Source organism: Nocardia sp. FBN12 (assembly GCF_054031145.1).
Window position 1 is genome coordinate 1,638,019 of sequence record NZ_CM132926.1, and the last position, 19,066, is coordinate 1,657,084.

The window sequence follows — 19,066 nt, forward strand, 5'->3', positions numbered from 1 at the left end:
ACAGAGAGGGGAGACCATGTCCACGAGGATCGGCAAAGCTATTCGGGCGGCGCGGATGGCCTCCGGATTCACGCAGGCCGAGTTGGCCGACTGGATCGGAATTGCGGACGGAAATCAGATCAGCCGTTGGGAACGTGATGTGGTGACACCCAGCGCCGGCAATGTCGGCGAATTGTCGAGGGTTCTAGGGGTGCGTCTCGACAACTCGGTGGGCGACGCGGTGTCGTGCTGAGCTGAATGCCGTTGCGTCGGCGCGATCCAGACCGAGCCGACGCAACGGCGAGTGTCCGCCGAGCCGCCCGAGGCTACGAAACGACCTGGGAGCTCAGGTAACTCAGCAGAATGTGGGCGTCGTCGCCGTAGTCGATGTGCGCGTCGGAGGCGTAGAAGCTGGCCATGTCAACGCCTTGGCGGGCCAGTTGGACGAGCTCATCGACGGTAGCGGGGTCGGTGATGCTGAGCAGGGTTCGGGTGGTGGCGTGGAGATCGGCTCCGATGCCGGCGGCGATGGGGCCGAACACGGAGCCGGTGAGGTCGGCGCCGGTGGCGGCGAAGGTCGCCAGGTCGGCGGCGGCGGCGATGGGGTCGTTGCGATCGAGGGACTCGACTGCACGCCACAGGATCTCCTGCAGTCGGCCGACCCTGTCGGCGATGCTCAGAAGATCGATGTCGATGAGGGCGTCGGCGATCACGCTGACGCCTGCGGTCCGACCGGAGGGGTCGACGGCGGCGGCCGCGCGGATGACCTGGGCGACCAGGACTCGGTCTACACCCGCGGCGGCTTGGACCAAGGGGGCCAGGGCAACGTTCAGGGCATTCGCGGTCCGGTGCGCACCGCGAATGTCACCTGCCGCCAAGAATTCCGGGAGGCGGGTCAGGTTGTCGAGAATGGTAGGCAGGTTCGCCGCGGTGGCGGTCCAGCCGGCGCCCATGGTGACGGCTTGAGCGATCAAGCTGCTGGGATCGACCGTGGCGGGGATGACGTTGGCGATCGGTTCGGGATCACCGCTCAGGACCCGCCCCAGCACGGCGAGAAACGGAGAGGTGGCGGCATCGAGGGAGCAGTACAGGTCGCCGTCGGCACACAGCGTGCGCACCCGCTCGGTCAACGCACCGAAATCCTGGCTCCGCGTTCCGGCTATACCGTGGCCGGGCTGCGGATTGCCCAGGGAGAGCGTGGTATTCGGATCGCGATGCGGATCGGCCAGTAGTCCGACACCGACCACTCGATCGGCACCGATGGGACCGTCGCCGTTGCCGATCTCGGTGGCGAGATCGCCGATGCCATCCGCCCCCTGGCTGTAGCCGGCGAGGACGACCCGTGTCGAGCTGCACAGGCCACGCAGCATGTGGTGCAAGCGGGATTCCAGGGTGTTCAGGGACTCCGCGTAGCTCAGACCGAGGTCGAAAGCGCTTGCGGCATAGGGGACGTAGAGAACCGTGATGTCACGGCCGAACTCCTGTCGCAGGCCATCGCCGACGGGCCGGAGCATCCCGACGGGCACCCCCGGATCGGCGTCCAGCGTGGTCTCCCACGTTCCCGGCGCGAAAATCGCCGTATAGGGGGTGCAGGGCCGCGCGCCAGGCATTTCCGCCCGCGCGACGCCTGCCGCCGCAGTCCCGACTACCACGACGGCGGCGACCAACATCGCCGCGGCGGATCTCGACAACCTGCTCATCGTCCAATTCCTCTGTTGCCGAAGGGGATTCGTGACGATGCGACAGCTGTTGAATCGCGCCGAACCGTCGTGGCCAATTCTCGCCACTCGGCGACGGTTTCGCCGACAATTTCAGACACAGTTTCATTTCAGATCACCGGCCGGGGGGCGAGACGTGTGGGTAACCGGCATACGCCGGGTCTATCGCTTTCCCTGAAGCGTTACGCGCGGTGCCGTCGGCTAGGTGGCGTTGTCGGGGCGGCACCCACAGGACTCGCCTCGGTGGAGGGTGACCGGCATCGGGGTGTGTGCCGCGGAATCGAGTGTTGGATCGAGAACGTCGCCGATCGCGCGGTGGGCGATGGTATCGATGGGTTGCTGGGCCGAAGTCAGGGTGATCTGTCCGAAATTCTGGGCTGTGCCGCCGTCGAAGCCGACGATGCGGATGTCGCCGGGAACGCGCAGTCCGGCGTCGGTGACGGCTCGCATGGTCGCCGCGGCCTGCGCGTTCGTGCCGACGACCATGCCGTGCGGTGCCGGGGCGTCCGCGCTGAGATGCGCGCGGACGGCCCGGTAGGCGCCTTCGGGAGTGAGGTCTGTGCGGATGAGGGTGCCGGCGGTGGTGATCGAGGCGAAGCCCTCGTGGCGCTGCGCGACGGTTTCCCGGTCGCCGTATTCGACGTCGGCCGCGGTGAATCCGCCGACGAAGGCGATGTCACGGCAGTGGTGGACCTCGGCGAGGTGGGCGGTGGCGATCGCGCCCGCCGCGACGTGGTCGGCGCAGACGAGCGGCATCGGGGCGTCGACCGTTCCTCGTCGGCTGTGTACCCAGGCGACGGGCACGCGGGCACGGCGGCAGGCCTTGCTGATCTCGGGAGTGTTGACCGCGCCGACGACGATCAGTCCGTCGATGCCGACATCGGTGAACGCCGCGGTGAACTCGAGTTCGCGGTCGGGGTCGTACCCGGTGTTGCCGATCATGGTCAGGTGATCGCGGGCGCGCGCCTCGATCTCGAGCCGCCCCGCGAGTGCCGCGTACAACGGCAAGGTGAGGTCGGGAACCAGCATGCCGAGCTGACGCCACTTGCGCGGCCGTCGCAGCGCTCGGGCGTTGCGGTCGGGTCGATAGCGCAGCTCGTCGGCGGCGGCGAGGACCTTGGTACGCAACGCATCCGACACCGGGCGTGGCCCGTCGTTGAGGACATAGCTCACCGCGGCGGTCGAGACGCCGGCGAGCGTCGCGACGTCAGCGAGAGTGGGCCGTTTCGTGGTCACATTCGCTCCAGTGTCGCAGCCCGAATCCGAGGTTGTCCGGGTTTCGTTCATGCAGATTCCTACCCTATCCGGCACTCGAATCCTGATTACGCTAATCGATTAGACACGTTACAAGCGTGACCCAGCGCCGCAACATATGACAGGTGAAGTAGACGACATGTCCTACGCACGACTCAGCGGAGTCACCCATCACGAACCCGGCAACGCCTACGACAGCTACGTCCTGTTCACCGGTGCCGACTCGATCACCCGCCTGATCGACCTCGCGGGCACCGTTGTTCGGGAATGGCCGCATCCGGGGGTTCCGCCCCGGATCATCGACCCGGCGCTCAACGGCGGTCGCATCGGCGATATCGGAGTCCAGCTGAGCGAGAGCGGCGACGTCCGCGGCGGCATCTACGCCAACGGGACTGTCGGCCAACTGAATTGGGCGGGGGACACGGTGTGGGAATGGGGGAGCGAGGCGCCCGGCGGCGCCGCACGCCAGAATCACGACTGGGAGCTACTGCCCAACGGCAACCGGCTGCTGCTGGTCACCGTGGCGCGGGTGGTGCCCGATCTGGGCGCGGCCACCGTCGGCGATCAAGGACTGTTCGAGGTCGATCCCGACGGTGCGATCGTGTGGCAGTGGCTCGCCGGTGATCACCTGCACGAGTTCGGCTTCACCGAACTCGGGTGGCAGGCACTGCGCGCCACCGCGGCCCGCGACCCCGAAGACCCGTGGGGCTATCTGGAGATGAACAGCGCGAAATCGCTGGGACCCAACCACTGGCACACCGAGGACCCCGACACGGTCTTCCAACCCGACAACATCGTTGTCAGCTTCCGCAAAGCCAACATCGTCGCCCTGGTCGACAAGGCATCCGGCGCGATCGTCTGGAAGCTCGGCCCGTACTTCGACGCTGTCCCCGGCGCCCAGCATCAGCGCATCAACGCCCACAAGGTGCCACGCCCGCTCGACCAGATCTCGGGCCAGCACAATCCGCACATGATCGCGCCCGGCCTGCCGGGCGCGGGCAACATCCTGGTCTTCGACAATCAGGGCGGTGCAGGCTATCCGCCTGCGCCGCTGGGTATCTACGCGGGATCGCGGGTGCTCGAGATCGATCCGACCACCGAACAGATCGTCTGGCAGTACACCGCCGAGGACTCCGAGCGGCCGTCGTGGACGTTCTTCAGTTCCTTCGTCAGCAACGCTCAGCGACTGCCCAACGGCAACACCCTCATCACCGAGGGAATGCGGGGCCGGCTCTTCCAGGTGACGCCGGATGGCGCGGTGGTGTGGGAATACCACAGTCCGTACGAGGGCTACGGAGTCGCCGGTGAGCCCGAGGTTCGCGAACCGCGCGTGCCCGGAGTCGACCGACTCACGTTGACCCCGTTGGTGTATCGGGCTCAGGCGGTGCCCTTCGACTGGGTCCCGGCCGACACCACCACCAGCTGACCGAACCGCGTCGCCGTCGGTGCGGGCGGCGCCGTGGCCCGCTCACACCGACATGGAACCGAAGGAAGGACGACGACGTGACAACCAGCGTGGGAACCAAAACAGCACCCGATCCACCGGCAACCTCGAAACGCAACGCACGGCGTCCACGCCACCCCGGCGCAGCAGCCTGGATCGCGCGCGCGAAGGCACTGACGTTCACCATCGCCGGCCTCGGTCTGGCCGCCCTGGTGTGGTCGCTGGTAGCGGCGGGCGGGCAGTTCCCCGATGAGCTGTTTCCGGCACTGCCCGAGATCGGGCGAGCTGGGCGCAGCATGTGGCTCGACGGCATGTTGGCCGACGACATCACCGCCAGCTTGCGCCGTGCCGCAACGGGATTCGTCATCGGCGCGCTGGCAGGCATCGCCGCCGCGGTGCTGACCGCGAACACCGCGACCGGTCGCGCACTGCTGCAGCCGGTCCTGCGATTGCTCTCGCCCATTCCCACGATCGGACTCGTCCCGCTGGCGATCCTGTGGTTCGGGCTCGGCGAGGACAGCAAGGCGCTGGTGATCGCGCTCGGCGTTTTCGTGCCGGTATGGATCAACAGCCACACGGGCTTGTCGGGCACCCCTGAGGACTACCTGCAAGCGGCGCGGTGCCTGGGCGCGGGGCGGCGTCAGACGCTGCTCAGGATCGTGTTGCCGGAGGCGGCTCCCGACATCGTCTCCGGTCTGCGGGTCGGTGCCGCGATGTCGTTCGTCCTCATCGTCGTCGCCGAAATGACCGGAACGACCGAGGGAATCGGCTATCGCATCTATCAGTCGCAGATGTTCTCCCAAGCCGACCGGGTGATCGCGTGCCTGATCGTTCTCGGCATCATCGGCGCCGTCTGCGACCTGGCGATCGCCTCGCTCACCGCGCCGCTGACGACATGGTCGGAAAAGGAGCACTGAGATGGCGATCCACACCAACGACCTCGTCGTTCACTACCCCGGACAGCCCGCCCCGACACTCGACGGGATCAGCATGTCGATCCCCGACGGCTCGTTCACCGTGCTGGTCGGCGCCTCGGGCAGCGGCAAGTCGACCCTGCTGCACTGCCTTGCCGGTCTCATCACCCCCACCGCCGGGACGGTGACCGACAACGACACCCCGGTACTGGCACCGGATCCACGCCGCGGCATGGCTTTTCAGCGTGACGTGCTGTTTCCGTGGATGTCGGTGGCCGACAACATCGAGTTCACCCTCCGCGCTCGGGGCGTTCGAGCCAGGGCGCGACCGGCGCGAGTCGCCGAACTCCTCGATGTCGTCGGGCTGCCCGACGGCGTCGGCGCACGCCGCCCCAGCGAATTGTCCGGCGGCATGCGTCAGCGGGTGAGCATCGCCCGCATGCTCGCCGGGGAGCCCACCGTGATGCTGATGGACGAACCGTTCGCGGCACTGGACGCGCTGACCCGGCTGAAGATGCAGGACCTGCTCATCGACCTGTGGACCAGATACCACCGCACCGTCGTGTTCGTCACCCACGACATCGACGAAGCGATCCGGCTGTCCGACACCGTCAGCGTGCTGCGTGACGGCCACCTAGTCGACCACATCGCCAATCCCTTGACCCGGCCGCGTCATTCGGACGCACTGGCCGAACAGCCCGGCTACAGCCAGATCCGCAAGCTTTTGCATCACGAGCTCGGCATCGATCACGCCATTGCCTGACCCCACCTTTTCGAGCTAGGACCCCACGTGAAGAACTCTCTCCGACGCACTGCCGCCGCGGCCCTTGCCGCTCTCGCCCTCTCGGTCGCTACCGCTTGCGGCGAAGCGGGCAGCGCCGATCCCGACACGCTCACCGTTGGTTTCGTCGTCGACCCGTCCTGGGCTCAGATACCCGTCGCCGACCGGGTGGGGTTGTTCGACAAGCACAACGTCAACGTCGAAGTCGTCAACTTTCCCTCCGGCGTCGAAGCGCTGCAGGCAGTCGCCGCCGGACAGGTCGACATCGCCACCGCCGCCGACGTGCCCACCTCGGCGGTGCTCACCCGGTCGCCGTCGCTGCGCATCGTCGGTGACGGCTCCCGCTGGGAGGGCTCGCGCATCATCGCCCGGCGCAGCGCAGGCATCAACGATGTCGCGGATCTGGCAGGCAAATCCATCGGCACACCGCTGGGTACGAGCGCTGCCTACTTCGCCGCGAATACGTTGTCGCACAACAATATCGAGGCGAACCTCGTTCAGGTGGCACCCTCGGCGACGGTCACCGCGGCCACCCGGGGCGACGTGGACGCGGTGTCGATCTTCCAGCCCTACCAGGCCCAGGTTGTCGCGGCGCTCGGCGCCGACGCGGTCGAACTGTCCGGCGGCAGCTACAACCAGCACAGCCTCTACCTCGCGACGCAAGACGCTGCCACCCGGAAAGCGGGTGCGCTGACCGCCTTCTTCGCGGCACTCGCCGAGGCGAGCGAGCAATTGAAAGCCCTCGCCGATCCCGCTGTCGAGGCGGTCTCCACTGCCACCCAGCTGCGCCCCGACCTGCTGCGTACCGTGCTTCCGCAGTTCGACTTCACCCTGCAATTGCCGCCCGCGCTGCCGGGCAAGCTCGATGAGCTCGGGCGATGGGCCGAAAGCCAAGGCAAGATCAAGGCCGGTACCCCGCTGCCGGACTACGCGACTCTGATCGACAACCGCTTCCTTCCGGTGAACGGATAGCAGCTGCTCCCGTCCCCGCGAGCCGCGAGGACGGGAACGTCAGGGCCGGCCACTGACGGCGGCGGTGACGGCGTCGAGGAAGGGCTGGCCACCCATGGCGTAGCCGCCGGCGATCGCGCCGAGGACCAGGCCGACGGGGCCGGTGATGATGCTGAGGAAACCGAAGCCGAGGACTGTCCCGATGAGGCCGCCGAGCAGGCCGCCCGCGACGACGCCGACCACGTTGCGGTTGATCTCGTTGGTCAGCTGAGACATCGGGCTGATGGCCTGCATCTCGCCGACCGCGGTGGCGCTCGGCTGCGGGGCGAGGACGAGGTGGTGGCCGTTGTCGGAAATCGTTTGCGCTACCCGCATCTCCTTGCCGGAGATCTGGTAGACGAGCGGGATACGGGTGACGACGGCGCCGGAGTCGGCGACGAGGGTCACCGCGGTGTTGTCGTCGGTGGTGGTGAAGGTGCCGCCGGCGACGGTGGTGGTCAGCACCCGGGAGAACTCGGTGAGGGTGGCCTCGTAGCGCACGGACTGGTCGACCCCGGACGTGGTGGCCTCGGGGGTCGGTGCGACCGGCTGTGCGGTGGCGGTTCCCGCGGTGATCCAGACGGTGGCGCCGACGAGGAGCGTGGCAGCAGGGAGGTAACCGAGTTTCATCAGGTATTTCCTTTACGCATCACGAACAATTGCGCGGCCGAACGGCGTGCCTTTGCTCGGGCACGAACCATGTTGTCCGCCAGTGAGATCGGGCAGACAATAGCACCCTTTTCCGGTTGTCGGTGAACCGTCCCGAATTGGGCGGCAGACCAGTATTTCTCATTGTTAAAATGCGCGGATTCACAATTCGACACATTCGTGTGCGGCCGTGTAAGAACTGTCAGGCGAGTGGGACGCCGGTCGGGGATGTCCAGCGGATGAGTAGGACAACAGATGGTGCGTCGGAGAACTCTAGCTGTGGTCGGCGTGGCGACGGGAGCGGTGTTCGCCCTGGCAGGCGCGTTCTACCTAGCGCTTTCCGTCTTTGTGGGGTTCGCGGAGCGCGAGCCCGGCGGGCCCGATAACGCCTCTGCCGCAAGAACTTTGCCGACCGAGGTTTCGACTACTCAACCGCTGGGAACTATTACCGAGCTTTCCGGCGGTGTCGCGTCCACATTGACAAAGTCCGCGACGCAGATTCCGTGGGTGGAACTGAGTGCGGGCGATTGTGTGGATGTGCATGCGGCCGATATTCGGCAGGTCGCGTGCGGCGACGTCAACTCCCGCTACAAGGTGACGGAATTGGCGTCGGTGGGCAGTCAGTGCCCGAGCGACGTCGACCTCGCGCACCATCGGACACTGCCGGGCGGCGTGGACGAGACCGTCTGCCTGGATATCGACTGGACCGTCGGTGAATGCCTCGACCTGGCGGGTGACGCGGTCGGACACGTCGACTGCGCCGCCGACGTCCCAGGTCGGGTCCGCGTCCTCGAGGTCCGGCACGACACCACGGATGTGAACGTCTGCACGATCGGCGACCGCGGTGTCGTCTACGACCAGCGCCGCTACGTGGTCTGCGTCAGCACCCGCTGACCGGCCCGATCGGAAGTCGGTCGCTGTTGACCAGATCACTATGTCCGGTGTCGAGGCAGACCACCGCCCGCTCCCCAGCGTGCCGAGATCGGCGCCGCCGCCGTCGACCTGCTGATCGGGGCTGCGGAAGCCGGGAAGGGGGCGTCGGAACACATTTGCTACCGCCCCCACCTGGTCGAGCGCGCCTCCACTGTCGGTTGACCGCCAACTCGGCATGGGACTCAGATCGAAGGTTGCATAATCAGGCGGTGCATGCTGGTGATGGTCTGTTCGATCGACGCCTGTCCGACCGCGCGCGTGAAGTGATCCGCCAAGGTGCCGAGATCGCGATGAACGCGCCGGAGGAGTGGCTCGACGAGCTCTATGACGCCACGCTCCGGAAAACCAGCCTGCGTGCCATCGCCGGGGATCCGTTGCTGGCGGAGGCGGTGCGGCGCGTCAATCGGGGCAACCTGCTGCACTGGGCCTCGGCCAACGTGGCCGATCCGGGCATGCCGGTGCCGATCAACCTCGGCGCCGACCAGATCGCCATCGTGCGCGACCTGGTCCGCCGCGGCATGAACGAGGCCGCGCTGCAGGCCTACCGCGTGGGTCAAGACGTCGTATGGCGGCGGTGGATGACGATCATCTTCATCCTGACGCCCGACCCGTTCGAGCTGCAAGAGGTCTTCGAGGTCACCGCCGCCTCGATCGCCGGATTCGTCGACGGCACCATCGAGGCGATCACCGAGGTCATCGAACACGAGCGCGACGAGCTCGCCCACGGCTCGTATGCCGAACGGCGGGAAATGATCTCGCTCATTCTCGAGGGCGAACCCATCAATATCGAGCGTGCGGCGGCCCAGCTCGGATATCGGCTCGACACGACCCATACCGCCGCCATCGCCTGGAGTGACGTTCCCGGTGCCGAACTCGAGGAACCGCACCGGGTGACCAGGGCGCTCGCCCAGGCCGCCGGTGCGGCGACGGCGCTGAGTCTGCTCGCCAGCGCGGCTACCCTGTGGGTCTGGGTGCCCGGCCCCACCCCGCCCGACACCGCGGCGCTGGCCGAAGCTTTGGACCATATCCCCGGCGTGCGGATCGCCATCGGTTCGACTGGCCGAAACCTCGCGGGTTTCCGGACGAGTCACCTCGACGCCCAGGCCGCGCACCGAATCCTCGCCCGCCCGCACAGCACCCGGCGGACGGTCACTTTCAGCGAAGTGCAATTGACCTCGCTGATCACCGAAAACGGCGCTCAGGCAGACCGTTTCATCAAATACACGCTCGGCGAGCTGGAACACGCCGACAGCGAACTGCGGGAATCGGTGCTCGCCTACATCAACGAGCAGTGCAACGCCACGCGCGCTGCGGCGCGCCTGTTCACCCACCGGAATACGATCTTGCGCAGGCTGGCCCGCGCCGACGAGCTGCTGCCCCGCCCGCTGGCGGAGAACAGCGTGCACATCGCCGTCGCGCTGGACGCACTGTTCTGGCGGCAGAGCGCACCGCGGCCGACGTGAGCGAATTACCGCGCAGCGCAGACCGGGGTGAGGCGGTGAGTGCCGCGCAGGCCCTTGAGGGTCGCGTCGCGACCGGTCCCGATGGTGAGATTCGCCGGGCTTCCGATCGACTCCAGCACCTGCTCGCTGAGCAGGACTTCGCCACCCTCGGCCTGCGCGGTGACGCGCGCGGCCATGGCGACATTGCGTCCGAACAGATCGTCACCCCGGCGGACGGAGGTCCCCATGTGGATGCCGATCCGGACCTTGAAATCTGTTCCGTCCCGCGATGATTCGGCGTCCTTGCGTAGTGCTGCCTGGATGGCGAGGCCGCAGTCGACCGCCCGCTCCGGCGCGGCGAAGGCGATCATGTAGCCGTCGCCCTGGTTCTTCACCACATGGCCGCTGTGGGCCTGCACGCATCGCTCGACCAGGCGGTGGTGGCGGTCGAGTAGTTTGACCCAGGCACGGTCGCCCAGGTGTTCGTTGAGCGCGGTCGATTGTTCGATGTCGGAGAACATGATCACGACGTTGCCGTCCGGTGCCAGCCTGGCCAGATCGGGACGCTCGACCCGCGCCCAGCCCGCGAGGTCTTCGATGGAGGTCAGCACCGCAGCGCGAAAACCTTTGGCACGCACCAGATCCGCGGCCTGCCACGCGGTTCGCACCGCTTCGCGGCCGCCCACCATCAACCGCTGTGTGGTCGTCGCCCGCAGCGGTGCTCGCCGTTTACGCCGACTGCGCACCAACAGGATCGACAGGGTGATCAGGCCGATGGCTTCACCGGCGGCGATGATCGCGAGCACGGTGATCACGACGGTGGTCACCGGAGGAACCCCGGCGGAGTAGCGTAGCTGGTCGAACCCTGTAGCGGCTGCGCGCCCGAGCTGTTCACGGCAAAATAGTACACAGTCGTTCACCCGAATTCCGAGCGGTATGTTTCGGTGCATGCGGATTGGTGATCGTGCGGCGAGGTGCCTCGTTGCTGTCGGCGGACTGTGCCTACTTCGTCGTTCGAGGCCGAGGTCCAGCCGAAATGGCGCTACCCTCCAGCCTCGACGCGGATCTGAGCGGAGGTGCCGGGCCCGCGTCCGCCGGAGTCACGGCCTCGCTCGCGCCGAATTTCGGTGTACAGGTGACGCGCCTGGCGGACGGCCGCTGGTGCACATTGCACAGCGAAACTTCCATTCGGGTGCGAAACGCCATTGGAACGCGAGGTGCTGAGAACGCACGATAGAGCGCAAAACACCGGAAAGTGGGTATTCGCGCATGCCGAACAGCGTCCTGCCGGCCCCGATCGTGACGATGCCAGGTCGGCCGATGGTCGGCGATCTCCCTGCGGCGTCAACGATTTCGGGCAGGATTATGAGCCGATTCATCGTCGACAGCGAACTGTCCGGCCGCGTCCCGCTAGCCGACCTGCGTCGCGATGTCACCGTGCTGGTGAAGGCATGCCTGGATTTGACCGCCGGACTGCTCACGGGCGCGGACACCACGAAGCCGCTGGCCGATGTGCGCTTCGGCGTGACGGAATGGGCACGCGAGGGCGTCCCCGTCGACTCGATGCACAAGGCGGTGCGCGCCGGCACGCGGATGGTGTTCGACCATCTCCTCGCGCGGGCCGAGTCCGCCGCGGACCGCGTGGCCGTGGCCGAAGTGACGCGAGCGTTCTTCGAGCTGACCAGCAGGCTCGCCACCGTGATCGCGCAGGCGTACTCGAGTGAAACGCGCGCGGCGGGCGCCGACGCTCTGGCCGCGGCCCTGATGGCAGGGAAGGCGACACCGGCCATGGCCCGTGCCTGCGGGGTGCGGCTGGCCGAGAAGTACTTCGTCTTCGCCGTGGCGTTCGTGCCGCACCATGCCGAGGGGGAGTCGCGCCAGATCGTCTCCCCTCGAACAGTTCGCCGGGTCAGAGCCGAGGTGTCGCACCGGTGCGGTGATCATGCGTTGATGCAGATGGGAGCCGGCACGGCGACCCTGCTGATTCCACCGGATCACTTCGATCCCGCAGGGGCGCAACGGTTCGTCGAGCACCTTGTCGCCGCGGCGCGGACCCGGGTTCGCGCCACCTTCGTGTCGGCGCGAGGCGCCGGAATTCCCGAAGCGGTCGAGCGCGTGCACGCGGTACTCGACCTCATGGGTCGCCTGCGCCGCGACGGGCTGGAGCGCTTCGAGGACCTGTCGCTGGAGTATCAACTGTCCAGGCCGGGCGCGGCGGGCCGCCATCTGGCCGCGATGTTGGACCCGCTCGAGCCGCATCCGATTCTGCTGGAGACGTTGAAGACCTATCTCGCGACCCGCTGTACGCGCCTGCGCACAGCGCACCTTCTGCACGTTCACCCCAACACTGTCGACTATCGGCTGACCAAGATCGCGGAGATCACCGGGTTCGACCCGACGCACTCGGACGGGATCTGGCGCCTGCGTTCGGCGCTCGTGGCCCGCATGGCCGGTGTCAGCGAGCGGGATTCGGCGGACAGCGGCGAACCTGATCAGACCGCACCCGCCGCGCGGGCTTGCTGATCGGCGCGGCAGCGGCCGTGCCGAGGCCTGCGGTAAGCGGAGACCGTTACCGGGAGCCGGCCGCCCTACCGGCGCTGCGGCACGGGCACCGCGGTGATTGCCGAACTTGCCGCCGTCGTGAATGCCCGTGCGATCACGGCTGACTTCAGTTGCCACATATCCGCGGCGTGCGTGGCATCGAGTCCGGTCAAGTCGGCGATTCGGTGGAGCCGGTAGCTGACCGTGTTCGCGTGGATGTGCAGGATCCGGGCGGTGCGCCGGCGGTTCATGTCATTGGCGATGAGGACCTGCAGTGTCCGGTGTAGATCGGGATGGGGATCCAGCGGCGTGAGTTGCTCGCCGAGCTCGGTCAGGCCGGGTCCGGGCCGGGTGAGCTGGTATTCGAGCGCCAGGTCTTCGAATCGATAGAGTCGCGGGGCGTAGCCGAGCCGCCCGACGACGTCGAGAAGTTCATGAGCGCGCTGCGCGGCATCCGGAATATCGTCGGTGGCCGCGGTGATCAGGGTCGCTGAGATGTCGACGCGGGCGGCGCGTGAGAGCACCTCGATCAGACGGTCGGGTCGGGTGTCATCGGTAGTGTCGCCGGGGATCAGGACCGTCCCGCCGCCGATCGACAGCATGGCGAGAGCGTCGTCGCGATGCTGTGCGAGTGCGGTGAGAACTCTTCGGAGCCTTCGCCGTACGACGATCGCCGTGTCCAAAGGCCGATCGTGATCGGCTCCGGGGATCGACAGTGCCAACACGCTATAGGTGTCGGCGACAGTGATGCCGTAGTCGCGCGCCATGGGCGCGGTGGTTCGGCCCGTCAGGAGGGCCGTGGTCAGGGCGCGCGCCGCGGTGAGGTGTTCGCTGACCACCCCGCGATACTCGCGCAGATAGGCAGTGATCATCGTGGTGGACATGAGGTTCGAAATCGCCATGGTCATGCGGAGTCTGTCGATCAGTGCGTCGCGGTCGTAGGCCGCGTCGGGGGCGCACATCACGTCCACGCTCGCTCGCAGCGCTTCGTAGAAGGCGCGCAAGACGGTATCGATCGGTACACCGTCGCGGGCCCATCCCGCCGCGGCCGCCGAGAACCAGCGCAGCTGCCCGGACACATTGCGGCCTGCGGTGACGCCGTCGCCGATTTCCAGACACTTCCTCGTCACCGTGCTGATGTCGCCGGAGATCGCGTCGCCCAGCTGGGTATCGCAGGTGGATACATTGTCGATGAAGTGGCTGATGAGCTGACCGGTGAGGCTCGCCGAATCAGGTAACGGCCACCGCGTCGACGAGCTGTCCAGGTCGATCGTCATCGTGGACTCCTTTCGCGCCGGTCGGGGTTTGTCCGCAACGTCGCTCCTGAATGGAGCCCGCGAACCCGATCGTGCGGTCTACAGCCTCGCTCCCTGTCCACTCAGAACGAGAATGACTAGTAACTTATCAAACTCGACCTTGACCTGTCTGTGGTTCGCTGAATACGTTGATCGGCCTTAATGCTCAGCTCTTGCGGGATGAAAGGTGTGTCATTGTGCGCCTGCATGTCTTAAGAACAGCAAGTAACTTCTAGGTGGTATGGCCCGGTGCTGTCCTTGTCAACGGATCGAGGGTCCGGTGGCCGACGCTGTTCGGGTGATGGTGACCGGCTGGGTGCGCAGGCCCCGCAGGACCGGGCTGGCGATGCGTTCGGGAACGCCCGCCGGGGCGAGGTCGGGCAGGCGGCGCATGATCTCCTCGATGGCTGCGGTGGCTTCCATGCGCGCCAGCGCATTGCCGATGCAGTAATGGATACCGGAGCCGAAGGCCAAGTGGTCCCCGATATTCGGGCGGTTCAGCTGGAAGTCGTCGGGGTCGGACCAGTGCTCGGGGTCGCGGTTCGCGGATCCGATCAGCGATAGGACGAGTGCGCCGACCGGAATCATCGTGCCGCCGATTTCGACATCGTGGAGTCGCGATGCGCAGCAGGCCTTGGCCGGGGCCGTCGAAGCGCAGCGCCTCCGCGGTGACCGCGGCGGTCGCGGCCGGATTATCGCGGACCTGCTGACGCACGGCGGGCCGGTCGAAGAGCGCGAGCATGGCGCTGCTGATGAGGTTCGTCCTCGTCTCATGACCTGCGACGAGGAGCAATACGTAGAAGCTGACCATTTCGGCGCTCGTCAGGGCTTCCTCGCCCTCGCCGGTGACCAACAGGCTGATCAGATCAGTGCCCGGGTCGCGCCGTCGGGTACACGTTCGTCATCACCCAGTAGTTCTCGATCGCGCCGAGCCAGATCGTCGTCGCCTCCAGGTCCCGCTCCGGCAGACCTTCTTGCGCGGCGCGCTCGGTCAGCCATACGGCGAGGAACCGATAGGAGGGTGCGAACAGCCTGTCCCGCGCATCCGGGACCGCCTGGTCGACCAGGGCGACACCGTCGTGATCATCGAGCACGACGTGGCATTCAGTGGCCCGCGGCGGGCCAGGCGGCCGCGTCGGTGTTCCGCGAAACCCGCCGCAGCAGGGCTACGAGCGTCTGCCGCTCCTGCTCGTCGAGTCCCTCCAGCAGCCGGCGGTCTCGTTCGACGCGGCTGGGAAGTTCGGCGTCGACGAGTTCGCGTCCGGCCGCGGTCAGCTGCAGCAACACCACCCGGCCGTCCCGTGCGAACGGCAGGCGTTCGATCAGTCCCGTCTTCGTCAGCCGGTCGGCGTGTTTGGTGGTCGAGGCGCCGCTGGTCATGGTTCTCGCGGTGACCTCGCTGGCGCGCAGGGGCCGGTCGGCGCGGGCGAGGGCGCACAGGAACTCGAACTCGCCGCGGGTGACACCCCTGGGGGTGAGCGCCTGGTCGAGTTGGTGCAGCGACAGCGTGCTGATGCGGTTGATGCGTCCGAGCACGTCGATCGTCGAGGTGTCGAGCTGAGGATAGGTTCGGGCCCATTCGGCTCGAACGCCGTCGACGAAGTCGGGGGAGGTGTCGCCCATGCACTCATCCTAGGCGACCGGTTTCACACTATTTCAGATATAGTTTATAAGTAAAATACTTTAGGATGACAGCGTGCCTACCGCAACTCCCGTCCTTCCGAACCCATCTGGTGCCACCCGTTCGCGGCTGCGGCACTCCGGCGGCGCGCTCGCGCACTCGGTCTCCGCGGCCACGTGGCGGCGGGCGCTCGAAATGCGGTCTGCCGACGCGACCGTAGCGGCCTCGATGCGTGTCGGCGCCGCCGCCGCGCTGGTGTTCGTCGGCTGCGGTCTCCTCGACCTGCGGCAGTACGCCGGCTTCGCGATGCTCGGCGCCTTGGCGTCGGCGTTCGCGCGGCACGAGCCGATGGTCCGGGTCACCGCCACAGTGACGCTTGTCGGGGGATTGCTCGTCGCCTTCGTCGCGGGAGGCGGATTACTCGCGCTCGCGCACGTGCCGATCTGGGCAGAGGTCGCGTTGATGGCGGTCGGTGCCGCGGTCGCGGCAGCGTCGGTGTCCGCCTTCCGGATCACCGGTCCCGGTCCGGTGATCCTTGTCTTCGCGGCCACCGCGGCCGTCGGTTATGTCACCACGACCGGCGATGTCGGCCGCACGTGCCTGGCGGCGGCGATCGGTGCCGGGGTGGGGTTGTTGGCGCTGGCGACGCCCTTGTTGGTCCTGCCGCTCGGTCCGGCGCGACTGGCCGTCGCCCGGGCGCTGGCGGCCGTCGCTGCCCTCGATCGTGGCGGATCTGTCGAAACGGCCCGCGCCGCGCTCGCGCAGGCTCGGGAGAAGCTGGCGCTCAGCGGTGTTCGTGGTAACGACTCGCGGCACCACCGTGACCTGATCGCGCTGGTCGACGAGGCGGACACCGCGGTCGACGAGTGGGCGGCGGGCGACCCGACACGACTGCGCGAGGTGGCCAGGCACGAGGCCGAACTGCGCAAGGTCAAGCGGCGCAGCGCATTGTTCGACGTCGGCGCCGAGGTCGAGGTTTCGGCGCTGCCACGGCCGGCGAGTTTCGTGGCGACGGGGCTGTCCGGCCTGCGCTCGCGCGTGGTTCTCGGCAACGCGGCCCGCATCGCTCTCGCCGCGGCCTGCGCGGGGTGGTTCGCCGCCGCGGCCGGACTCGACCATCCGCTGTGGGCGTCGATGGGTGCGATGGCCGCGATACAGGGCGTGTCGTATGCGCTGACCGTGCAACGGGGGATTCAGCGACTGCTCGGCAACGTCGGCGGCGCGGTTATCGGGGCGCTGCTGATCGCTGCGGGTCTCGGCTACTGGTCCACGGTGGTCGCGATCGTGGTGCTGCAGGTGAGCGCCGAACTGATGGCCGCCCGCAACTACGCACTCACCTCGCTCGCGGTCACGCCGATGGCATTGCTTGTGGTCGGCCTCGGGGCACACATCTCGCCCGAGATCGGGGTCAGCCGGATCGTGGATACGTTGATCGGCGTCACGATCGGCGTCATCGTCGCGGCCGTGACGATCAGCCGCTCGGATCGGCAGCATCTCCCGGCAGAGTTGACTGTGTCCTGAGGGCATGGTTCCACCGTGGCCTGTCCGAATCGGATCCGTCGCTGATGACCTGGAGGAGCCGCACATGACGACATCGAAAAGCGAAGCACCGCCCGAGCTGATCGGCGTCGAGGAGTTCTTCGCCGACCCGGAGTTCTCCGGCGCGTCGATCTCCCCGGACGGCACCCGCATCGCCTACCGCGCCCCCGCGCACGGCAGGCGGAATGTGTGGGTGCGCGGAATCGAAGAGGACCACGAGGACGCGGTATGCGTCACCCACGACGCGCGGCGCGGCATCACCACCTACTACTGGACCGACGATCCGCGCTGGCTGCTGTACCTGCAGGACACCGACGGCAACGAAGATTGGCATCTGTACCGGGTGGACCTCGAAGCACCGGACGAGCCGGCCGTTGACCTGACACCCATGGCTCCCGGCTCGCGCGTGTTCGGTGCCCAACCGTCCGCGGAGATCCCGGGAACCGTGCTGGTGTGGATGAACCAGCGGCCGATGTTCATCGACGCGTTCCGCATCGATGTCGCCAGTGGGGCGACAACGCCGCATCTGGAACAGACCGAACCGGGTGACACCGTACTGCTGGACCGCCGCGATCAGCCGGCCTTCGCAGCGCAGCTGGCCGAAGACGGTGTCCTCGAGTTCTTCACGATCGACCCTGGCACCGGGGAGCAGCACCTTCTGCACCGCATCGGAGGCGCGGAGCATCCGATGGGTACGCAGCCACAGCTGGTGACGCCCGACGGGAAAGGTCTGCTGGTCGGCTCCTATCAGGACTCCGACGATCTGCGACTGATCCGGATCGACCGCGAGACCGGTGAGCAGACCGTAGTCGCTGCCGTGCCCGGACACAGCCTCGACATCACCGGCACGATGGCTCCCGACGTGCTGCCGCCCACCGTGTTCGTCAGCCGGCGGACCGGCGAGGTCCTCGCGGCGCGTTTCGTCAGCGACCGGCCCCGGATCGAGGTGGTGGACCCGCACTTCGTCGAGGTCTACGCCGGTCTCGCGCGGCTCTCCGACGGCGTGCTCGGCACGTTGTCGTCGGACGAGTCCGAGCAACGCTGGGTGGCGACCTTCATCCACGACCGTGACCCGGCGGTGGCCTGGTTCTACGATCACACGACGGGGGAGAGCCGCCAGCTGTTCCGTGCCTACCCGAGCCTGGACCCGGCCGCACTGGCGCCGATGACCGCCATCGAATTCCCGGCGCGCGACGGGTTGCCGTTACACGCCTTGCGCACCCTGCCGGTCGGGATCGAACCCCGAAATCTGCCGCTGGTGCTGCTGGTCCACGGCGGGCCGTGGTCGCACGACACGTGGGGCTACGACCCGCTGGCGCAGTTTCTCGCCAACCGTGGCTACGCGGTGCTGCAGGTCAACTTCCGCGGCTCGACCGGCTACGGGAAACGCCACATCACCGCCGCGATCGGCGAATTCGCCGGCGCCATGCACGACGACCTCATCGACGCCGCCGAGTGGGCGGTGACCCAAGGGTTGGCCGACCCGGCGCGGATCGGCATCATGGGCGGTTCCTACGGTGGCTACGCCGCCCTCGTCGGCGTCACCGTGACCCCCGGCTATTTTGCGGCCGCGGTCGACTACGTGGGTGTCTCCGACCTGGCGAACTTCCTGCGGACACTTCCTCCGTTCACCCGGCCCTACAACGTCAACAGCTGGTATCGCTACGTCGGCGACCCCGAGGACCCCGCCCAGGAAGCCGATATGCGCGCCCGCTCACCCCTCTTCATGGCCGACCGGATTCGCACTCCGCTGCTGGTCGCGCAGGGGGCCAACGACGTTCGTGTGGTGCGGGCCGAATCAGACAGGATCGTCGCCTCCCTGCGCGAGCGCGACATCCCGGTCGAATATCTCGTCGCCGACGACGAGGGACACGGTTTCGCCAACCCGGAGAACCAGATCCGGTTCTATCGGGCCGTCGAACAACATTTCGCCCGGCATCTGGGAGGCCGCACCGGATACCGGTAGA

Annotated in this window: 18 protein-coding genes; 10 read left to right on the plus strand and 8 right to left on the minus strand. The window is 67.3% G+C overall.

Features of this window, described 5'->3' with window-relative positions:
* Positions 1-16: 16 nt before the first annotated feature.
* A complete protein-coding gene (locus ACWZHB_RS08100) occupies positions 17-232 on the plus strand; it encodes a helix-turn-helix domain-containing protein (RefSeq protein ID WP_427907306.1) in 216 nt (71 codons plus the stop codon).
* A gap of 73 nt (positions 233-305) precedes the next feature.
* Here ACWZHB_RS08100 and ACWZHB_RS08105 read toward each other — a convergent pair whose 3' ends face one another.
* The gene (locus ACWZHB_RS08105) at positions 306-1,679 is read right to left on the minus strand and encodes a cutinase family protein (protein ID WP_427907307.1); all 1,374 of its coding nucleotides are present in this window, start codon (positions 1,677-1,679) and stop codon (positions 306-308) included.
* Between the two features lie 219 nt (positions 1,680-1,898).
* Positions 1,899-2,933, minus strand: a complete 1,035-nt coding sequence (locus tag ACWZHB_RS08110) for a LacI family DNA-binding transcriptional regulator (RefSeq protein WP_427907308.1) — start codon at positions 2,931-2,933, stop codon at positions 1,899-1,901.
* A 157-nt stretch (positions 2,934-3,090) separates the two neighbouring features.
* Between ACWZHB_RS08110 and ACWZHB_RS08115 the strand changes: the two genes are divergently transcribed.
* From ACWZHB_RS08115 to ACWZHB_RS08130, 4 genes are all read left to right on the plus strand, one after another.
* Positions 3,091-4,377 (plus strand): aryl-sulfate sulfotransferase, encoded by a 1,287-nt coding sequence (locus tag ACWZHB_RS08115; protein WP_427907309.1) that lies wholly within the window; start codon positions 3,091-3,093, stop codon positions 4,375-4,377.
* A gap of 77 nt (positions 4,378-4,454) precedes the next feature.
* Positions 4,455-5,312: an ABC transporter permease gene (locus ACWZHB_RS08120; protein WP_427907310.1), complete on the plus strand. Its 858-nt coding sequence runs from the start codon at positions 4,455-4,457 to the stop codon at positions 5,310-5,312.
* Between the two features lies 1 nt (position 5,313).
* Positions 5,314-6,072 (plus strand): ABC transporter ATP-binding protein, encoded by a 759-nt coding sequence (locus ACWZHB_RS08125; RefSeq protein ID WP_427907311.1) that lies wholly within the window; start codon positions 5,314-5,316, stop codon positions 6,070-6,072.
* A 27-nt stretch (positions 6,073-6,099) separates the two neighbouring features.
* Positions 6,100-7,062, plus strand: coding sequence for an ABC transporter substrate-binding protein (locus ACWZHB_RS08130; RefSeq protein WP_427907312.1), 963 nt, complete (start codon positions 6,100-6,102; stop codon positions 7,060-7,062).
* A 39-nt stretch (positions 7,063-7,101) separates the two neighbouring features.
* On the opposite strand, the gene ACWZHB_RS08135 is transcribed toward ACWZHB_RS08130, so the two are convergent.
* Positions 7,102-7,710: a hypothetical protein gene (locus ACWZHB_RS08135; RefSeq protein ID WP_427907313.1), complete on the minus strand. Its 609-nt coding sequence runs from the start codon at positions 7,708-7,710 to the stop codon at positions 7,102-7,104.
* Between the two features lie 297 nt (positions 7,711-8,007).
* On the opposite strand from ACWZHB_RS08135, the gene ACWZHB_RS08140 reads away from it, so the two are divergent.
* Together ACWZHB_RS08140 and ACWZHB_RS08145 are read left to right on the plus strand one after the other, a co-directional pair.
* Positions 8,008-8,622: an LppU/SCO3897 family protein gene (locus tag ACWZHB_RS08140; protein ID WP_427907314.1), complete on the plus strand. Its 615-nt coding sequence runs from the start codon at positions 8,008-8,010 to the stop codon at positions 8,620-8,622.
* A gap of 248 nt (positions 8,623-8,870) precedes the next feature.
* Positions 8,871-10,124: a PucR family transcriptional regulator gene (locus ACWZHB_RS08145; protein ID WP_427907315.1), complete on the plus strand. Its 1,254-nt coding sequence runs from the start codon at positions 8,871-8,873 to the stop codon at positions 10,122-10,124.
* Positions 10,125-10,129: 5 nt separating this feature from the next.
* Here ACWZHB_RS08145 and ACWZHB_RS08150 read toward each other — a convergent pair whose 3' ends face one another.
* The gene (locus ACWZHB_RS08150; protein ID WP_427909112.1) at positions 10,130-10,930 is read right to left on the minus strand and encodes an adenylate/guanylate cyclase domain-containing protein; all 801 of its coding nucleotides are present in this window, start codon (positions 10,928-10,930) and stop codon (positions 10,130-10,132) included.
* A gap of 538 nt (positions 10,931-11,468) precedes the next feature.
* Here ACWZHB_RS08150 and ACWZHB_RS08155 point away from each other — a divergent pair.
* Positions 11,469-12,626 carry a PucR family transcriptional regulator gene (locus tag ACWZHB_RS08155; protein ID WP_427907316.1) on the plus strand — a complete coding sequence of 386 codons (1,158 nt, stop codon included), beginning with the start codon at positions 11,469-11,471 and terminating at the stop codon, positions 12,624-12,626.
* 65 nt (positions 12,627-12,691) lie between these two features.
* Here ACWZHB_RS08155 and ACWZHB_RS08160 read toward each other — a convergent pair whose 3' ends face one another.
* From ACWZHB_RS08160 to ACWZHB_RS08175, 4 genes are all read right to left on the minus strand, one after another.
* The gene (locus ACWZHB_RS08160) at positions 12,692-13,921 is read right to left on the minus strand and encodes a PucR family transcriptional regulator (RefSeq protein WP_427907317.1); all 1,230 of its coding nucleotides are present in this window, start codon (positions 13,919-13,921) and stop codon (positions 12,692-12,694) included.
* Between the two features lie 279 nt (positions 13,922-14,200).
* Positions 14,201-14,713 carry a cytochrome P450 gene (locus ACWZHB_RS08165; protein WP_427907318.1) on the minus strand — a complete coding sequence of 171 codons (513 nt, stop codon included), beginning with the start codon at positions 14,711-14,713 and terminating at the stop codon, positions 14,201-14,203.
* 92 nt (positions 14,714-14,805) lie between these two features.
* Positions 14,806-15,033, minus strand: coding sequence for a hypothetical protein (locus tag ACWZHB_RS08170; RefSeq protein ID WP_427907319.1), 228 nt, complete (start codon positions 15,031-15,033; stop codon positions 14,806-14,808).
* A gap of 10 nt (positions 15,034-15,043) precedes the next feature.
* Positions 15,044-15,562 (minus strand): MarR family winged helix-turn-helix transcriptional regulator, encoded by a 519-nt coding sequence (locus ACWZHB_RS08175; protein ID WP_427907320.1) that lies wholly within the window; start codon positions 15,560-15,562, stop codon positions 15,044-15,046.
* 73 nt (positions 15,563-15,635) lie between these two features.
* Between ACWZHB_RS08175 and ACWZHB_RS08180 the strand changes: the two genes are divergently transcribed.
* Positions 15,636-17,081 carry an FUSC family protein gene (locus ACWZHB_RS08180; protein ID WP_427907321.1) on the plus strand — a complete coding sequence of 482 codons (1,446 nt, stop codon included), beginning with the start codon at positions 15,636-15,638 and terminating at the stop codon, positions 17,079-17,081.
* A gap of 64 nt (positions 17,082-17,145) precedes the next feature.
* Complete coding sequence (locus ACWZHB_RS08185) at positions 17,146-19,065, plus strand: S9 family peptidase (RefSeq protein WP_427907322.1); 1,920 nt, start codon at positions 17,146-17,148, stop codon at positions 19,063-19,065.
* Position 19,066: the final 1 nt, after the last annotated feature.